Source organism: Humibacillus xanthopallidus (genome assembly GCF_044793955.1).
In the GTDB taxonomy this organism is placed as follows: Bacteria; Actinomycetota; Actinomycetes; order Actinomycetales; family Dermatophilaceae; genus Humibacillus; species Humibacillus xanthopallidus_C.
Genome location: NZ_CP084995.1, coordinates 3,116,279 through 3,130,608 on the forward strand (window position 1 = coordinate 3,116,279; position 14,330 = coordinate 3,130,608).

A 14,330-nucleotide genomic window follows, 5' to 3' on the forward strand; every position below is an offset into this window, starting at 1 on the left:
GGGTCAGGCCACCTGTCTGTTGCGTCGGCTGGAGATGAGCTGCCCGGTCATCACGACGATGAGGGCCAGCAGGAACATCACGGTCCCGATGACGTAGACCTGCACGGGCACGCCGCGGGCGGAGGCGCCCCAGACGTACATCGGGAAGGTGATCGAGCTGGGGCTCGCGTTGAAGTTCGTGATGATGTAGTCGTCGAAGCTCAGCGAGAAGGCGAGCAGCGCTCCGGCGGCGATGCCCGGTGCGGCGAGGGGCAGCGTGACACGCAGGAAGGTCTGCATCGGGTTGGCACCCAGATCGGCAGCCGCCTCCTCGAGCTTGGGGTCGAGGGTGGCGACCCGCGCCTTGACGGCGACGACGACGAACGACACGCAGAACATGATGTGTGCGATGAGGATCGCCGTGCGTCCGGACGGCACCCCGAGCATGAGGAAGAGCGTCAGGAGGCTCGAGCCCATGACGACCTCCGGTGTGGCCATCGGCATGAAGATCAGCAGGTTGGTCGCCGATCGCCCACGGAAGCGGTAGCGGCCGAGGGCGAAGGCGATCATCGCGCCGAGCACGGTTGCCGTCAGGGACGCGATGACCCCGATCTGGAGGCTGAGCCCGAGCGACTCGCAGATCCCCTGTGTGCCACAGGGATTGGTCCAGGCCTCGGTCGAGAACTCGTTGAAGTTGTAGTTGTACTTGCCCTTGGGGTCGTTGAACGAGAACGCCGCCACGATGATGTTGGGCACGAGCATGTAGATGAGCACCGCGATCGCGGCGAAGGCGATGAGGTGTCGCTTGATCCAGGCCATCAGAGCAGCTCCTCCGTTCCGGCTCGGCGGACGTAGACCGAGACCATCGTGACGATGAGGATGAGCAGGATGAACGACAGCGCCGCCGCGAGGGGGTAGTCGAGGACCCGGAGGAACTGGCTGTCGATGACAGAGCCGATCATCGTCGTCTGGGTGTTGCCGAGCAGACGGGCGTTGATGAAGTCACCGGCCGCCGGGATGAAGGTCAGCAGCGTGCCGGCCACGACCCCGGGCAGCGACAGCGGCCAGGTGACCTTGCGGAAGGTCTGCCACGGCGACGCGTAGAGGTCGCCCGCTGCCTCGAGGAGGCGCGGGTCGAGCCGCTCGAGCGAGGTGTAGAGCGGCAGGATCATGAAGGGCAGGAAGTTGTAGGTCAGGCCCATGATGACGGCGAACTGCGAGTTGAGGAGCGAGTCGTTGGCCGTGAGGCCGACGGCCTGGAGCAGGTTGGTGATGCCCAGTCGCTGCGCCCACTCCGTGACGAACCAGTCGTCGGAGAGGATCGTGCGCCACGCGAGCGTGCGGATGAGGAAGCTCGTGAAGAACGGCGCGATGACGAGCACGAGCATGAGGTTCTTGTAGCGCCCGGCCTTCTGCGCGATGTAGTAGGCGAGCGGGTAGGCGAGCAGCAGCGCGAGCGCCGTGGCGGTGCCGGCATAGATGAACGAGCGCACGAACTGCGGCCAGTACTGCTGCAGCGCGTCGACGTAGATGCCGAAGTTCGCCGTGAAGACGAAGCCGTCGTCGACGTTGCCCTCCTGCAGCGACTGCGACCCGAGGGTCACCATCGGCAGCACGAAGAAGACGACGAGCCACAGCAGGCCCGGCGCCAGCAGGGCGTAGGGCACCCAGTTGCGCCGTCGCCGGGAGGGGGGCGCCGCCGATCCCGTCGAGAGGACGGCGGCCTCAGCCACGGTCGTCCACCAGGTCGGCCCCGGCATCGGCGGCCTGGGACGCGTCGAGGGCGAAGCCGTGCTCCGCCGCCCACGAGACGGTGACCGTCTCGCCGAGGCGCGCCCGCGTGGAGCCGTCGTTCTGCTGGATGACGATGAGCTCCTGGCCCCAGGGCATCGCCACGGAGTACTGCGTGGCGACGCCGCTGAACGACACGTCGCGCACGACGCCGCGCAGGTGGTTGGGGCCCCCGGACTCACCGAGGCGCAGCTTCTCGGGGCGCACCCCGAGCCACACGTCCTTCACCCCGTCGGGCAGGTGCCCGCGCGAGACCTCGAGGTCGGTGTCGTGGGCTCGCACCGTGACGACCTGGTCGGTGCCGCCGGGATTGACCCTGGCGCGCACGAGGTTGGACTGCCCGAGGAAGTTGGCGACGAACGTCGACCGGGGCTGTTCGTAGAGGGTGGCCGGGTCACCGAGCTGCTCGATGCGGCCGGCGTTCATGACCGCGATGGAGTCGGCCATCGTCATGGCCTCCTCCTGGTCGTGCGTGACGTGGATGAAGGTCAGCCCGACCTCCTGCTGGATGCGCTTCAGCTCGATCTGCATCTGGCGTCGCAGCTTGAGGTCGAGCGCACCGAGCGGCTCGTCGAGCAGGAGCACGTCGGGGCGGTTGACGAGGGCGCGGGCCAGCGCGACGCGCTGCTGCATGCCGCCCGACAGCTGGGTCGGCTTCTTGCTCGCCACCTGCCCGAGCTGCACGAGCTCGAGGATCTCGTTGGCCTTGGCCTTCGCGTCCTTGTCGCCACGCCGCCGCAGGCCGAACATCACGTTGTCGAGCACGCTCATGTGCGGGAAGAGGGCGTAGCTCTGGAAGACCGTGTTGACGTTGCGCTGGTAGGCCTTCGTGTCGGTGATGTCGCTCTCGCCGATGCGGATGCGCCCGCCCGTCGGCTCCTCGAGACCGGCGATCATGCGCAGGGTCGTCGTCTTGCCGCAGCCGGACGGCCCCAGCAAGGCGAAGAACGAGCCCTGCGGGATGGTCAGGTCGAGCGGGTGGACGGCGGTGAAGGTCGCGAAGGACTTCGTGAGGGCGACGAGACTGAGGTCGCCCTTCCCCTGCTGCTCGCTCATGCCGTCGTCAGGGCCGAGTAGAGCTTGTTGTACTTGGTCTCCTCGGCGGTGCTGAGGCCGCGGAAGACCTGCGCCCGCGCGAGGACCTCGTCGGTCGGCACGATGAGCGGGTTGTCGCCGAGCTCGGGGTCGATCTTGACGAGCTCTTCCTTGGTCCCCTTGACCGGGGCGATGTAGTTGACCCACGCCGCGACCTGCGCCATGACGGCCGGGTCGTAGTAGTAGTCGATGAGCTTCTCGGCGTTCTTCTTGTGCTGTGCGAGGGCCGGGATGACGAAGTTGTCCGACCAGAGCGTGAAGCCCTTCTCGGGCAGGGCGTACTGGATGTTCTCGTCGTCGAACTGCAGCTGCACGACGTCGCCCGTCCAGGCGACGCACGCCGCGATGTCGCCCTTGGCGAGACCCTCGGTGTACTCGTTGCCGGTGAAGCGCAGGATCTGGCCGGAGTCCTTGGCCTGCTGGATGACGTCGATCGCAGCCTGGAAGTCCGCGTCGGTGAACGAGGAGATGTCCTTGCCCTGCTCCATCATCACGAGGCCGACGGTGTCGCGCATCTCGGTCAGCAGCGTGACCTTGCCCTTGAGCGCCGGGTCGGTGAGCAGCTGCGTCATCGACTCGACCTTCTTGCCGCCGGTCGCCTTGAGGTTGTAGCCGATTCCGGCGAAGCCGCTCTGCCACGGGAGGGAGTAGAGCCGGCCAGGGTCGAACTCGACGTTCTTGAGCGAGTCGTCGAGGTTGGCGGCGTTGGGGATGTTGGCGAGGTCGAGCTTCTGCACGTAGCCCTGGCGGATGAGTCGGGCGACCATCCAGTCGGTGCTGCACCAGACGTCACGGCCGGTGTCCTTGCCCCCGTCGAGGAGCGGACGCACCTTCGCGTAGAACTCGTCGTTGTCGAGGTAGTCCTCGGTGTACTTGACCTCGATGCCGGACTGCTTCTGGAAGGCCTCGAGGGTCGGGCGCGACTTGCCGTCGTCGCTCGTGTCGATGTACTCGGTCCAGTTGGACCAGTTGACGACCTTCTCGGTGTCGGACAGGTCGGTGGCCGCCGCAGCGGTCCGCGCGGGCGCCGCCGAGCCGGAGGCCCCACCCGTGGCAGGGTTCTTGCCGGCCGAGCCGCAGGCCGCGAGGAAGGCGGCGGCACCGACACCGGCCGCCCCCATCATGGCCGACCGCCGGCTCACGAGCCCGCGCATGAGGGCCGCGCGCAGCATCGGGTTGTCCTTGTCGAAGGAGTTCTCGTTCATGGGGTTCATTTCTCCAGGGGTTTTGATGGGGCCGGGTGGAGGGGATCGACGCTGACCCGAGGGTGGTGCTGTGCTGCTGTGTCGAACGCTCCGCGCGACACGTGAGTTCGCGCCGCCCGGTGGGCGGCGCGACGGCTCATGACTCGATGTTGGCCATGACGTGCTTGATGCGGGTGTAGTCCTCGAGCCCGTACATCGACAGGTCCTTGCCGTAGCCGCTGTGCTTGAAACCCCCGTGCGGCATCTCGGCGACGATCGGGATGTGCGTGTTGATCCACACGCAGCCGAAGTCGAGACGCTTGCTCATGCGCATGGCCTTGCCGAAGTCACGGGTCCACACCGACGAGGCGAGGCCGTACTGCACCCCGTTGGCCCAGGCGAGCGCCTCGGCCTCGTCGGTGAACTGCTGCACCGTGATGACCGGGCCGAAGATCTCGTTCTGGATCTGCTCGTCGTCCTGGCGGAGGCCGGCGAGAACCGTGGGCTGGAAGAAGTAGCCGTCGCCGAGGCCGGTCGCCCGCGAGCCGCCGGTGACGATGCGCGCGTGGTCGGGCAGCCGGTCGATCATGCCGGAGACGTGGCGCACCTGGTTGGGGTTGTTGACCGGGCCGAAGAGCGCGTCCGGGTCGTCTGGCATACCGACCTTGGCCGACCCGGCGGCATACTCCGCCAGCGCGGCGACGAAGTCGTCGTGGATGCGGGGCCCGGCGATGACGCGCGTGGCGGCGGTGCAGTCCTGGCCGGCGTTGAAGTAGCCGGCGACGGCGATGCCCTCGACCGCAGCCTCGATGTCGGCGTCGTCGAAGACGATGACCGGCGCCTTGCCCCCGAGCTCGAGGTGCACGCGCTTGAGGTCGCGCGACGCGCTCTCGGCGACCTGCATGCCGGCGCGCACCGAGCCGGTGATGGCGACGAGCGCCGGCGTCTGGTGCTCGACGAGGTGACGGCCCGTCTCACGGTCGCCGGTGATGACGTTGAAGGTGCCCTCGGGGAGGAACTCGGAGGCGAGCTCGGCGAGCAGCAGCGTCGTCTCGGGGGTGGTGTCGCTCGGCTTGAGCACGATCGTGTTGCCCGCGGCGAGCGCCGGCGCGATCTTCCACATCGCCATCATCATCGGGTAGTTCCACGGGGTGACCTGACCGACGACGCCGATCGGCTCGCGGCGGATCCACGACGTGTGGCCCTTCATGTACTCCCCCGCCGACTTGCCCTCGAGCACCCGGGCCGCGCCGGCGAAGAACCGGAGCTGGTCGAGCATCGGCGGGATCTCCTCGCTCGCCGTCAGCGCGTGCGGCTTGCCGGTGTTCTCACCCTCGAGGCGGATGAAGTCGTCGGCGCGGGCCTCGATGGCGTCCGCGAACTTCAGCAGCGCGGTCTGGCGCTCGCCCGGCGTCGTGTCGCCCCACGTCTCGAAGGCCGAGGACGCGGCGGCATACGCGCGGTCGACGTCCCCCTGTGAGCTCACGGGGGCGGTGGCGACCACCTGGGCCGTGGACGGGTCGACGATGTCGGTCGTCGCGTCGGTCTCGGGGTCGACGTACTGGCCACCGATGAAGTTGCGGAGCTGGCGCGGCTGCGAGGTCATGGCCGCATGCTAGACAGAAAACTACGCATTGGTGAACCCTACGGAAGATAAATCTTCGGAATCAGTCGATCGGGGACTTGCCAACAGCGTGTTCCACAGGTCACTATCGCCCCATGACGACGATCCGGGGCGTGGCCAACAACGGCGGCGGCAGCACCAGGAAGTCCTCCGTCAACCTCGACGGGGTCAGCAAGACCATCATCGAGCTCCTCCAGCACGACGGGCGCAAGTCCTACGCGTCGATCGCGCAGGAGGTCGGACTCTCCGAGGCCGCCGTCCGCCAGCGCGTACAGCGCCTGCTCGAGGCCGACGTCATGCAGATCGTCGCCGTCACCGACCCCCTGCAGGTGGGGTTCCAGCGTCAGGCCATGGTCGGCCTGCGCGTCTCCGGCGACATGACCGCCGTGGCCGAGGCGCTGACCGAGATGGACGAGGTGTCCTACGTCGTCACGACGGCGGGCTCCTTCGACGTGCTGGCCGAGGTCGTCTGCGAGAACGACGGCCACCTGCTCGAGCTGCTCACGAGCCGCATCCGACCGCTGCCGGGTGTCACGGCGACCGAGACGTTCGTCTACCTGAAACTCAACAAGCAGCTCTACAACTGGGGTACACGATGAGCATCAACCCGAACGAGGTCTGGGAACCCACCTCGGACCACCGGACACCCACCGGCGCGCTCCACTCGGACGCCGCCCGCGACCACCTGTGGATGCACTTCACGCGCCACTCGGTCTTCGAGCAGAAGGACGAGGGCGGTCTCGGCCACTCCGTGCCCATCATCACGAAGGGCCAGGGCTGGAAGATCTGGGACGACCGCGGCAACGAGTACGTCGACGGCCTCTCCGGGCTCTTCGTCGTGCAGGTCGGACACGGCCGCGAGGAGCTCGCCGAGGCGGCCGCCAAGCAGGCCAAGGAGCTCGCCTTCTTCCCGCTGTGGAGCTACGCGCACCCCAAGGCCATCGAGCTGGCGGAGCGCCTCGCGGGCTACGCCCCCGGCGACCTCAACCGCGTCTTCTTCACGACCGGTGGCGGCGAGGCCGTCGAGACCGCGTGGAAGCTCGCGAAGCAGTTCTTCAAGCTGACCGGCAAGCCGACGAAGCACAAGGTCATCTCCCGCGCCGTCGCCTACCACGGCACCCCCCAGGGCGCCCTGTCGATCACCGGCATCCCCGCGGCCAAGGAGATGTTCGAGCCGCTCGTGCCCGGCGCGCACAAGGTGCCCAACACCAACATGTACCGCGCTCCCGAGCACCTGCGCGACGACGAGAAGGCCTTCGGGCGCTGGGCGGCCGACCGCATCGCCGAGGCCATCGAGTTCGAGGGCCCCGACACCGTCGCGGCGGTCTTCCTCGAGCCGGTGCAGAACTCAGGTGGCTGCTTCCCGCCGCCCGCCGGCTACTTCGAGCGGGTCCGCGAGATCTGCGACGAGTACGACGTCCTCCTCGTGGCCGACGAGACCATCACGTCGTTCGGGCGCATCGGGTCGATGTTCGCCTGCGACGACTTCGGCTTCGTGCCCGACATGATCACCTGCGCCAAGGGCATGACGAGCGGCTACTCCCCCATCGGCGCGATGATCGCGAGCGACCGCCTCTTCGAGCCGTTCAAGCAGGGCACGACCTACTTCCCGCACGGCTACACCTTCGGCGGGCACCCGGTCTCCTCGGCGGTCGCCCTGGCCAACCTCGACATCTTCGAGCGCGAGGGCCTCAACGACCGGGTCAAGACCAACGCCCCGGCCTTCAAGGCGACCCTCGACAAGCTGCTCGACCTGCCGCTCGTCGGTGACGTGCGCGGCGCGGGCTACTTCTACGGCATCGAGCTCGTCAAGGACAAGGCCACCCGCGAGACGTTCAACGACGCCGAGTCGGAGCGCCTGCTGCGCGGCTTCCTGTCCAAGGCGCTCTTCGACGCGGGTCTCTACTGCCGCGCCGACGACCGCGGCGACCCGGTCATCCAGCTCGCGCCGCCGCTCATCATGGGCCAGGCGGAGTTCGACGACATCGAGTCCCGCCTGCGCGGCGTGCTCATCGAGGCCGAGAACCACCTCTGACCCACCCACACCCCCGACGTATGCCGCTGGGCCGGCCACCGCAGGAACGGTGGCCGGCCCAGCGTCGTTGGGTAGGTCAAGGACATGGACGGGGGCGGCATACCGCCCGCCCACGCCACTGACCGCCACTGACCGTCAGTGCGACGCCGACGCAAGGAGACGACATGGGATTCCTCGACAAGCTGCTGGGCCGCGAGCCCCTGCAGCAACAGCAGCAGCGCCCCGCGCAGGCGCCCGGTGGCCAGTGGGGAGCCCCCGCTCCGACCGGGCAGCCGTATGCCGTGCCCGCCCCGAGCGGCGGCGCGTCGAGCGAGGACGAGCGTGCGATCGCCCGCTACAAGTACCTCCTGCGCACCGCCCCGCCCGAGGACATCGAGCGCGTCCACACCGAGGCCTTCGGCAAGCTGACGCCGGAGCAGCGCCAGATGGTGCTCCAGCGCCTCAACGAGGACCTCCCCGAGGGTGAGCGGCCGCGCAGCGACCAGCCCGCCGACCTCGCACGCAGCGCCACGCGGGCCGAGATGAACAAGCCCGGCTACCTCCAGGGCGCCTTCGGTGGCGGCGGCGGTCGTGCGGGCGGCATGGGTGGAGGCATGGGGATGGGCGGCATGATCGCCGGCTCCATGCTCGGCACCATCGCCGGCGTCGTCGTGGGCTCCGCGCTCGCCAACATGATGCTCGGCGGCTACGAGTCCTCGCCCGAGGCCCAGGAGGCCGGGGACGCCTCGGCCGACGGCGGCGACGCGGGTGGAGACGCCGGCGGGGATGCCGGCGGCGACGCGGGTGGAGATGCGGGTGGAGACGCCGGTGGCGACTTCGGTGGAGACTTCGGGGGCGGCGACTTCGGCGGCGACTTCGGCGGGGGCGACTTCGGTTTCTGACGGGATCAGCCTGCGGATCAGTCCGCAGACACTGCTGCCCTGACGACCCGCTCTGCAGACTGATCCGCAGACAGATGTGCCCCCGGCCATCAGTCTGCGGATCAGTCTGCGTGTGGGGTCGGTGGTGGTGGTGTCAGACGCCGGCGAGCCAGTGGAAGAGCGCTGCGATGCCGAGGATGACCGGCACCGATGCGAAGGTGCTGATGAAGATCACGTCGCGGGCGAGGTTGACCTCGCGTCGGTAGCGGACGGCATACGTGAAGATGTTCTGCGCCGTCGGCAGCGCAGCGGTCACGACGACGGCAAAGAGCGCCTCGCCCCGCAGCCCGAGCGCCAGCCCGACACCGAGCGCGACCGCCGGCATGAGCAGGATCTTGAGCCCGACGATGGTCCACACGTGGCCGGCCGCTCCCCCGGCTGCCGGGCGGGGGCCGCGTCGCAGTGAGATGCCGAAGGCCACGAGCATCGAGGGCACCGCCATCGCACCGAGCAGGTCGATGGGCGCGGCGACCACCCGAGGCAGCTCGATGTCGAAGAGGGCGATGAGCAGGCCCGCGACGGCCCCCAGCGTGATCGGGTTGCTGAACATCCGACGCAGGCTGCGCAGCAGCGTCGGTCGCTCGCCGAGGGCGTCACTGTCGAAGAGGGCCATGTAGACCGGGGTGATGATGAGCAGCTGCATGAGCAGCGTCGGCGCCACCCACGCGACGTCGCCGAGCACATAGAGCGCGATCGGGATGCCGAGGTTGCCCGCATTGACGTATGCCGCCGAGAGACTCCCGATGAGGCGTGACCCGAGCGTGCCTCCCGCCCAACGGAATCGGGCGACCAGCAGGTAGATGCCGACGACGACCACGAAGCTGATGAGCGACGTGACGAGGTTGGCCGAGAGCACCTGGTCGAGCGAGGTGCGCTGCATGACGGTGAGCAGCAGCGCGGGCGACGCGACGTAGAAGGCGAGACGGGAGAGGTTGCCCTGCGCGCTCTCGTCGAGGATGCGGCGGTCGGCCAGCAGCCAGCCGACCGCGACGATCACGGCTATCGTCGCGAACCCCTCGAGCACACCCATCATCCGGCCGATCCTGTCAGCGGTCGCCGTCCTCCGGCACGAGGGTCCGTTCCTCGATCACCTCGCCCGAGGCGGGTGCTCCACCGGCACGTCGCGGGAGCGGGGGATGACGCAGGATGGGCGCATGGAGATCGAGACCCTCGCCGAGCTGGACGACCACCTCGACTCCGGCGAGCCGCTGTCGGGGCTGCGCCTGCAGAACCTCGACCTCTCGGGCCACGCCGAGCACCTCGCCGCCCACGGTGACCTCACCGGCCTCGTCGTGCTCGGTGGCACCGTGCCGCCCGCGGTCGCCGAGGTCCTCCTGCACCGTGGGGCCATCGTCTTCCCGGGCATCGCCGACGCGCCGGTCGACCCGTGGCGCGGCCTCTACTTCCCCGACGACCTCTACGCCGGCCTCGAGCAGGGGTATGCCGCGACGCCCGACGCGCGCGCCTACGCGTGGTTCGTCGACGCGAAGCTGCGCACCGATGCCTACTGCACGCTCGTGCGCGCGATCCACGACGACTCCGTCACCGATGAGCTCGACGAGTTCGTGGCCGGGCGATCCGTCGTGGGAATCATGGGCGGGCATGCGCTGCAACGACACTCGGAGCCCTACGCCGCCGCAGCCGGCCTCGGCCACGCGCTGGCGGAGGCTGGTCACCTCGTCGCGACCGGGGGCGGGCCGGGCGCCATGGAGGCCGCCAACCTCGGTGCGCTGTGCCGCACGCCCGAGGCGGTCGAGGAGGCCGTCCGACGGATCGCCCCCGTGCCGGGCTTCCGCCCCGACGTGACGCCATGGGCGACCGTCGCACTCGCCGCCCGTGCGGTCGTCGTGGGCGACGAGCCGCCGGGTGCCTCCGAGACGCTGGGGCCGACCGCCCGCTCCCTCGGCATCCCGACGTGGTTCTACGGGCACGAGCCGCCCAACGTCTTCTGCGACGTCATCGCGAAGTACTTCTCGAACGCCATCCGCGAGGAGGGACTGCTCGCCCGGTCCACCGCCGGTGTCGTCGTGCTCGACGGCGCGGCGGGCACGGTGCAGGAGATCTTCCAGGCCGTGACCCCGCTCTACTACGCGCGCGACGATGCGCCGGGGCCACCACTCGTGCTCGTCGGTCGCGAGCACTGGACCGAGACGGTGCCGGTGTGGCCGGCCCTGCAGGCCCTGGCACGCGGACGCCGGATGGAGCAGGCGGTCCACCTCGTCGAGACGGTCGACGAGGTCCTCCCCCTCCTGCCCTCCGTCGCCCCCGCTCCTCCCCCCTAATTCGAGGTGATCGCGGCCCCCACGCGGGTGCCGGCATCACCTCGACCCGGCGACCATCGGGGTCAGGTGCCGCGGAGGACTGCGCCGAGCGCCTCGAGCACGGCGGGGTCCTCGATCGTGGCTGGCACGGTCGGGGTCTTGCCGTCGGCGATCTCGCGCATCGTCTTGCGCAGGATCTTGCCCGAGCGGGTCTTGGGCAGGCCGGCGACGATGTCGACCTGGCGCAGCGCCGCCACGGCACCGACCTCCGAGCGCACCCGTGCGACGAGCTCGCGGCTGATCCGCTCACCCTCGGTCGCCGCGTCGATGCCCGACTTCAGCACGACGAGACCGCGCGGCACCTGGCCCTTGAGGTCGTCGTGCACCCCGATCACTGCGCACTCCGCCACCGCCTCGTGCCCGGCCAGCGCGGCCTCGAGCGCACCCGTCGAGAGCCGGTGCCCCGCGACGTTGAGCACGTCGTCGGTTCGGCCCATGACATAGAGGTAGCCGTCCTCATCGACGTAGCCGCCGTCGCCGGTGAGGTAGTAGCCCGGGTAGGCCGACAGGTAGGAGCTGACGTAGCGGTCGTCGTCGCCCCACAGCGTCGGCAGCGTGCCCGGTGGCATCGGCAGCTTGATGCAGATCGCGCCCTCGACCCCGGGCTCCATCGACTCCCCGGTGCCGTCGAGCACCTGCACGTCGTAGCCGGGCACCGCCACCGTGGGCGAGCCCGCCTTGATCGGTAGCAGCCCGATTCCCTTGGGGTTGGAGGCGATCGGCCACCCGGTCTCGGTCTGCCACCAGTTGTCGATGACCGGCTTGCCGAGCGCCGCCGACGCCCACTCGTAGGTGTCGGGGTCGAGCCGCTCCCCCGCGAGGAAGAGCGCCCGGAAGTTCGAGAGGTCGTAGTCGGCGACGAGGGACGCGCTCGAGTCCTCCTTCTTGATAGCCCGGAAGGCGGTCGGCGCCGTGAAGAGGCATACGGCCCGATACTCCTCGATGACGCGCCAGAACGCCCCGGCGTCAGGGGTGCCGATGGGTTTGCCCTCGTAGAGCACCGTCGTCGCCCCCGTCAGCAGCGGTGCGTAGACGATGTAGGAGTGGCCGACGACCCAGCCGACGTCGCTGGCGGTGAACATCGTCTCGCCGGGCGCGACGTCGTAGATCGCCTCCATCGACCAGCGCAGTGCCACCGCGTAGCCCCCGCTGTCGCGGTAGATCCCCTTGGGCTTCCCGGTCGTCCCGGACGTGTAGAGGATGTAGAGCGGGTCGGTCGCGGCGACCGTCACGCACTCGGCGCCCGCGAGGGCGGCGTCGCTCGACTCGAAGTCGCGCCAGTCGAGGTCGCGCTCGCCGAGCTCGGCCTCGTGCTGCTCGCGCTGGAGGATGACGCAGTGCTCGGGTTGGTGCGCGGAGCGGTGGATCGCCTCGTCGAGGAAGGGCTTGTAGCGCACGACCCGGCTCGGCTCGACCCCGCACGAGGCCGACAGCACGACCTTGGGGGCGGCGTCGTCGATGCGCGCAGCGAGCTCCTGCGGGGCGAAGCCGCCGAAGACGACGGAGTGGATCGCGCCGATGCGCGCGCAGGCGAGCATGGCGATGACCGCCTCGGGCACCATCGGCATGTAGATGACGACGCGGTCGCCCTTGCCGACGCCCAGCCCGCGCAGGCCGCCGGCCACGGCGCGCACCCGAGCCAGCAGGGCGGCATACGTCAGCGTGGTCTTGGTGCCCGTCACGGGCGAGTCGTAGTGGATGGCGGCCTGCTCGCCGCGCCCCGCCTCGACGTGCCGGTCGACGGCGTTGTGGCAGACGTTGAGCTCGGCATCGGGATACCACCGGTAGAACGGTGGCCTCGAGTCGTCGAGGATGCGATCGGGCGGGGTGACCCAGTCGATGCCACGGGCGGCTTCGCGCCAGAAGGCCTCCGGGTCGCGCAGACTCGCGTCGTGGATGCTCTGGTATGCCGCGAAGGCGCCGTCGCTCATGGGCTCACTCTGCCGTCGCCGGCTCCTGTGCACCACTGGTTGAGGCGTCGAGTGACCTATCCGACACAGGGGTGACGGTGATCGCGACGCACATGGCGGCCGCCCCGAGGCACAGCGCGCCGGCGACGTACCAGGCGAGGTCGTAGGTGCCGAGCTGGTCGCGGACGAGTCCGGCACCGAGCGCGGCGACCGCGGCACCGAGCTGGTGGGAGGCAAAGACCCAGCCGAAGACGATCGGTGCCCGCTCACCGAAAGCACTGCGGCACAGGGCGATCGTCGGCGGCACGGTGGCGACCCAGTCGAGGCCGTAGAAGAGGATGAAGGCGAGCATGTTGACGTGCATCGAGTCGCTGAAGAGCGACGGGAGCAGGAAGAGCGACCCGCCGCGCAGCGTGTAGTAGGCCGTGAGAAGGATGCGGGGGTCGACGCGGTCGGTGAGCCACCCGGAGAAGATCGTGCCGACGATGTCGAAGACGCCGACGAGCGCGAGCAGGCCTGCCGCTGTCGTCGTCGGCATGCCGTGGTCGTGTGCAGCCGGGATGAAGTGCGTGCCGACAAGACCGTTGGTCGAGGCACCGCACACCGCGAAGCTGCCGGCGAGCAGCCAGAAGACCTTGGTGCGCGAAGCGTCACGCAGGGTGGTGATCGCCAGTCGCGCGGGGTGTCCGGTGGGTCGCGGCGGGCGCGCCACCGGGGTGCCCGCGGGGGCGCCGTAGGCCGTGATCCCGAGGACGCTCGGGTGGTCGTGCAGCTTCCACAGCACGAGCGGCACGACGGCAAGGGCCGCCGCGGAGGTCGCGATCGCCGCGCTGCGCCAGCCGTAGTGCTCGGCGAGCCAGGCGAGGACCGGCAGGAAGATGAGCTGGCCGGTGGCACCCGCGGCCGTCAGCACGCCGGTGACCAGACCACGGCGCGCGACGAACCAGCGGCCGGTGACGGTCGCGACGAGGCTCATCGCCATGGCGCCCGTGCCGAGCCCGACGACGATGCCCCAGCAGAGCACGAGCTGCCACGAGGCCGTCATCCAGATCGGCAGCAGCGAGCCGATGCTCACGAGCACCAGAGCGGTGGCGATGACGCGCTGAATGCCGAGCCGCTCCATCAGCGCCGCCGAGAACGGTGCGGCGAGCCCGAAGAGCACGAGGTTGACCGACACCGCGCCGCCGATGACCCCCATCGGCCACCCGAATTCGTCGTGCAGCGGCGTCATGAGCACGCCCGGTGTGGACCGGAAGCCCGCAGCGCCGATGATCGTCAGGAAGGTGACGACGGCCACCCACCAGGCCGGGTGGAGCCGGTAGGGGCGCGGCGCGCGGGGGGTCCCGGCGACGGGGGTGGCTGCGGGGGCGTCGACGGAGGTGTCGAGCGCCGCTGCCTGGCGGGGGTCGGGGAGGCTCACGAGGGAAACCCTTGCGCATGACGACCGCTGACGGCGAGTGGCCTGACGGAC

Annotated in this window: 12 protein-coding genes; 4 read left to right on the forward strand and 8 right to left on the reverse strand. The window is 69.6% G+C overall.

The window, feature by feature from the left end:
• Nucleotides 1–3: 3 nt before the first annotated feature.
• From LG278_RS13920 to LG278_RS13940, 5 genes are all read right to left on the reverse strand, one after another.
• Nucleotides 4–798, reverse strand: coding sequence for an ABC transporter permease (locus LG278_RS13920; RefSeq protein ID WP_404387755.1), 795 nt, complete (start codon nucleotides 796–798; stop codon nucleotides 4–6).
• Complete coding sequence (locus tag LG278_RS13925) at nucleotides 798–1,712, reverse strand: ABC transporter permease (RefSeq protein WP_404387757.1); 915 nt, start codon at nucleotides 1,710–1,712, stop codon at nucleotides 798–800. The genes LG278_RS13920 and LG278_RS13925 overlap by 1 nt, the downstream gene beginning before the upstream one ends.
• The gene (locus LG278_RS13930; protein ID WP_404387759.1) at nucleotides 1,705–2,826 is read right to left on the reverse strand and encodes an ABC transporter ATP-binding protein; all 1,122 of its coding nucleotides are present in this window, start codon (nucleotides 2,824–2,826) and stop codon (nucleotides 1,705–1,707) included. The genes LG278_RS13925 and LG278_RS13930 overlap by 8 nt, the downstream gene beginning before the upstream one ends.
• A complete protein-coding gene (locus LG278_RS13935) occupies nucleotides 2,823–4,070 on the reverse strand; it encodes a spermidine/putrescine ABC transporter substrate-binding protein (protein WP_404387761.1) in 1,248 nt (415 codons plus the stop codon). Before LG278_RS13935 ends, LG278_RS13930 begins: the two co-directional genes overlap by 4 nt.
• 136 nt (nucleotides 4,071–4,206) lie before the next feature.
• Nucleotides 4,207–5,655 (reverse strand): gamma-aminobutyraldehyde dehydrogenase, encoded by a 1,449-nt coding sequence (locus LG278_RS13940; protein WP_404387763.1) that lies wholly within the window; start codon nucleotides 5,653–5,655, stop codon nucleotides 4,207–4,209.
• Between the two features lie 113 nt (nucleotides 5,656–5,768).
• On the opposite strand from LG278_RS13940, the gene LG278_RS13945 reads away from it, so the two are divergent.
• The 3 genes from LG278_RS13945 (at nucleotide 5,769) to LG278_RS13955 (ending at nucleotide 8,589) form a co-directional block, all read left to right on the forward strand.
• Nucleotides 5,769–6,272 carry an Lrp/AsnC family transcriptional regulator gene (locus LG278_RS13945; RefSeq protein ID WP_404387765.1) on the forward strand — a complete coding sequence of 168 codons (504 nt, stop codon included), beginning with the start codon at nucleotides 5,769–5,771 and terminating at the stop codon, nucleotides 6,270–6,272.
• Entirely contained in the window at nucleotides 6,269–7,708 is a 1,440-nt protein-coding gene (locus tag LG278_RS13950) for an aspartate aminotransferase family protein (protein ID WP_404387767.1), read from the forward strand. Before LG278_RS13945 ends, LG278_RS13950 begins: the two co-directional genes overlap by 4 nt.
• A gap of 164 nt (nucleotides 7,709–7,872) precedes the next feature.
• Nucleotides 7,873–8,589, forward strand: coding sequence for a hypothetical protein (locus LG278_RS13955; protein WP_404387769.1), 717 nt, complete (start codon nucleotides 7,873–7,875; stop codon nucleotides 8,587–8,589).
• A gap of 133 nt (nucleotides 8,590–8,722) precedes the next feature.
• On the opposite strand, the gene LG278_RS13960 is transcribed toward LG278_RS13955, so the two are convergent.
• Entirely contained in the window at nucleotides 8,723–9,661 is a 939-nt protein-coding gene (locus LG278_RS13960) for an AEC family transporter (RefSeq protein WP_404387770.1), read from the reverse strand.
• Nucleotides 9,662–9,782: 121 nt separating this feature from the next.
• Here LG278_RS13960 and LG278_RS13965 point away from each other — a divergent pair, with 121 nt between their 5' ends.
• The gene (locus LG278_RS13965; protein ID WP_404387772.1) at nucleotides 9,783–10,910 is read left to right on the forward strand and encodes an LOG family protein; all 1,128 of its coding nucleotides are present in this window, start codon (nucleotides 9,783–9,785) and stop codon (nucleotides 10,908–10,910) included.
• Nucleotides 10,911–10,972: 62 nt separating this feature from the next.
• On the opposite strand, the gene LG278_RS13970 is transcribed toward LG278_RS13965, so the two are convergent.
• Both LG278_RS13970 and LG278_RS13975 read right to left on the reverse strand, forming a co-directional pair.
• Nucleotides 10,973–12,880 carry a propionyl-CoA synthetase gene (locus LG278_RS13970; protein ID WP_404387774.1) on the reverse strand — a complete coding sequence of 636 codons (1,908 nt, stop codon included), beginning with the start codon at nucleotides 12,878–12,880 and terminating at the stop codon, nucleotides 10,973–10,975.
• A 4-nt stretch (nucleotides 12,881–12,884) separates the two neighbouring features.
• Nucleotides 12,885–14,279, reverse strand: a complete 1,395-nt coding sequence (locus LG278_RS13975; protein WP_404387775.1) for an MFS transporter — start codon at nucleotides 14,277–14,279, stop codon at nucleotides 12,885–12,887.
• Nucleotides 14,280–14,330: the final 51 nt, after the last annotated feature.

Excerpts from the sequence above, each read along its gene's own strand:
- LG278_RS13935 (WP_404387761.1), bottom strand. The coding sequence starts at position 4,070 with ATGAACGAGAACTCCTTCGACAAGGACAACCCGATGCTGCGCGCGGCC.
- LG278_RS13965 (WP_404387772.1), top strand. The coding sequence starts at position 9,783 with ATGGAGATCGAGACCCTCGCCGAGCTGGACGACCACCTCGACTCCGGC.
- LG278_RS13930 (WP_404387759.1), bottom strand. The coding sequence starts at position 2,826 with ATGAGCGAGCAGCAGGGGAAGGGCGACCTCAGTCTCGTCGCCCTCACG.
- LG278_RS13945 (WP_404387765.1), top strand. The coding sequence starts at position 5,769 with ATGACGACGATCCGGGGCGTGGCCAACAACGGCGGCGGCAGCACCAGG.
- LG278_RS13920 (WP_404387755.1), bottom strand. The coding sequence starts at position 798 with ATGGCCTGGATCAAGCGACACCTCATCGCCTTCGCCGCGATCGCGGTG.
- LG278_RS13950 (WP_404387767.1), top strand. The coding sequence starts at position 6,269 with ATGAGCATCAACCCGAACGAGGTCTGGGAACCCACCTCGGACCACCGG.
- LG278_RS13940 (WP_404387763.1), bottom strand. The coding sequence starts at position 5,655 with ATGACCTCGCAGCCGCGCCAGCTCCGCAACTTCATCGGTGGCCAGTAC.
- LG278_RS13970 (WP_404387774.1), bottom strand. The coding sequence starts at position 12,880 with ATGAGCGACGGCGCCTTCGCGGCATACCAGAGCATCCACGACGCGAGT.
- LG278_RS13960 (WP_404387770.1), bottom strand. The coding sequence starts at position 9,661 with ATGATGGGTGTGCTCGAGGGGTTCGCGACGATAGCCGTGATCGTCGCG.
- LG278_RS13955 (WP_404387769.1), top strand. The coding sequence starts at position 7,873 with ATGGGATTCCTCGACAAGCTGCTGGGCCGCGAGCCCCTGCAGCAACAG.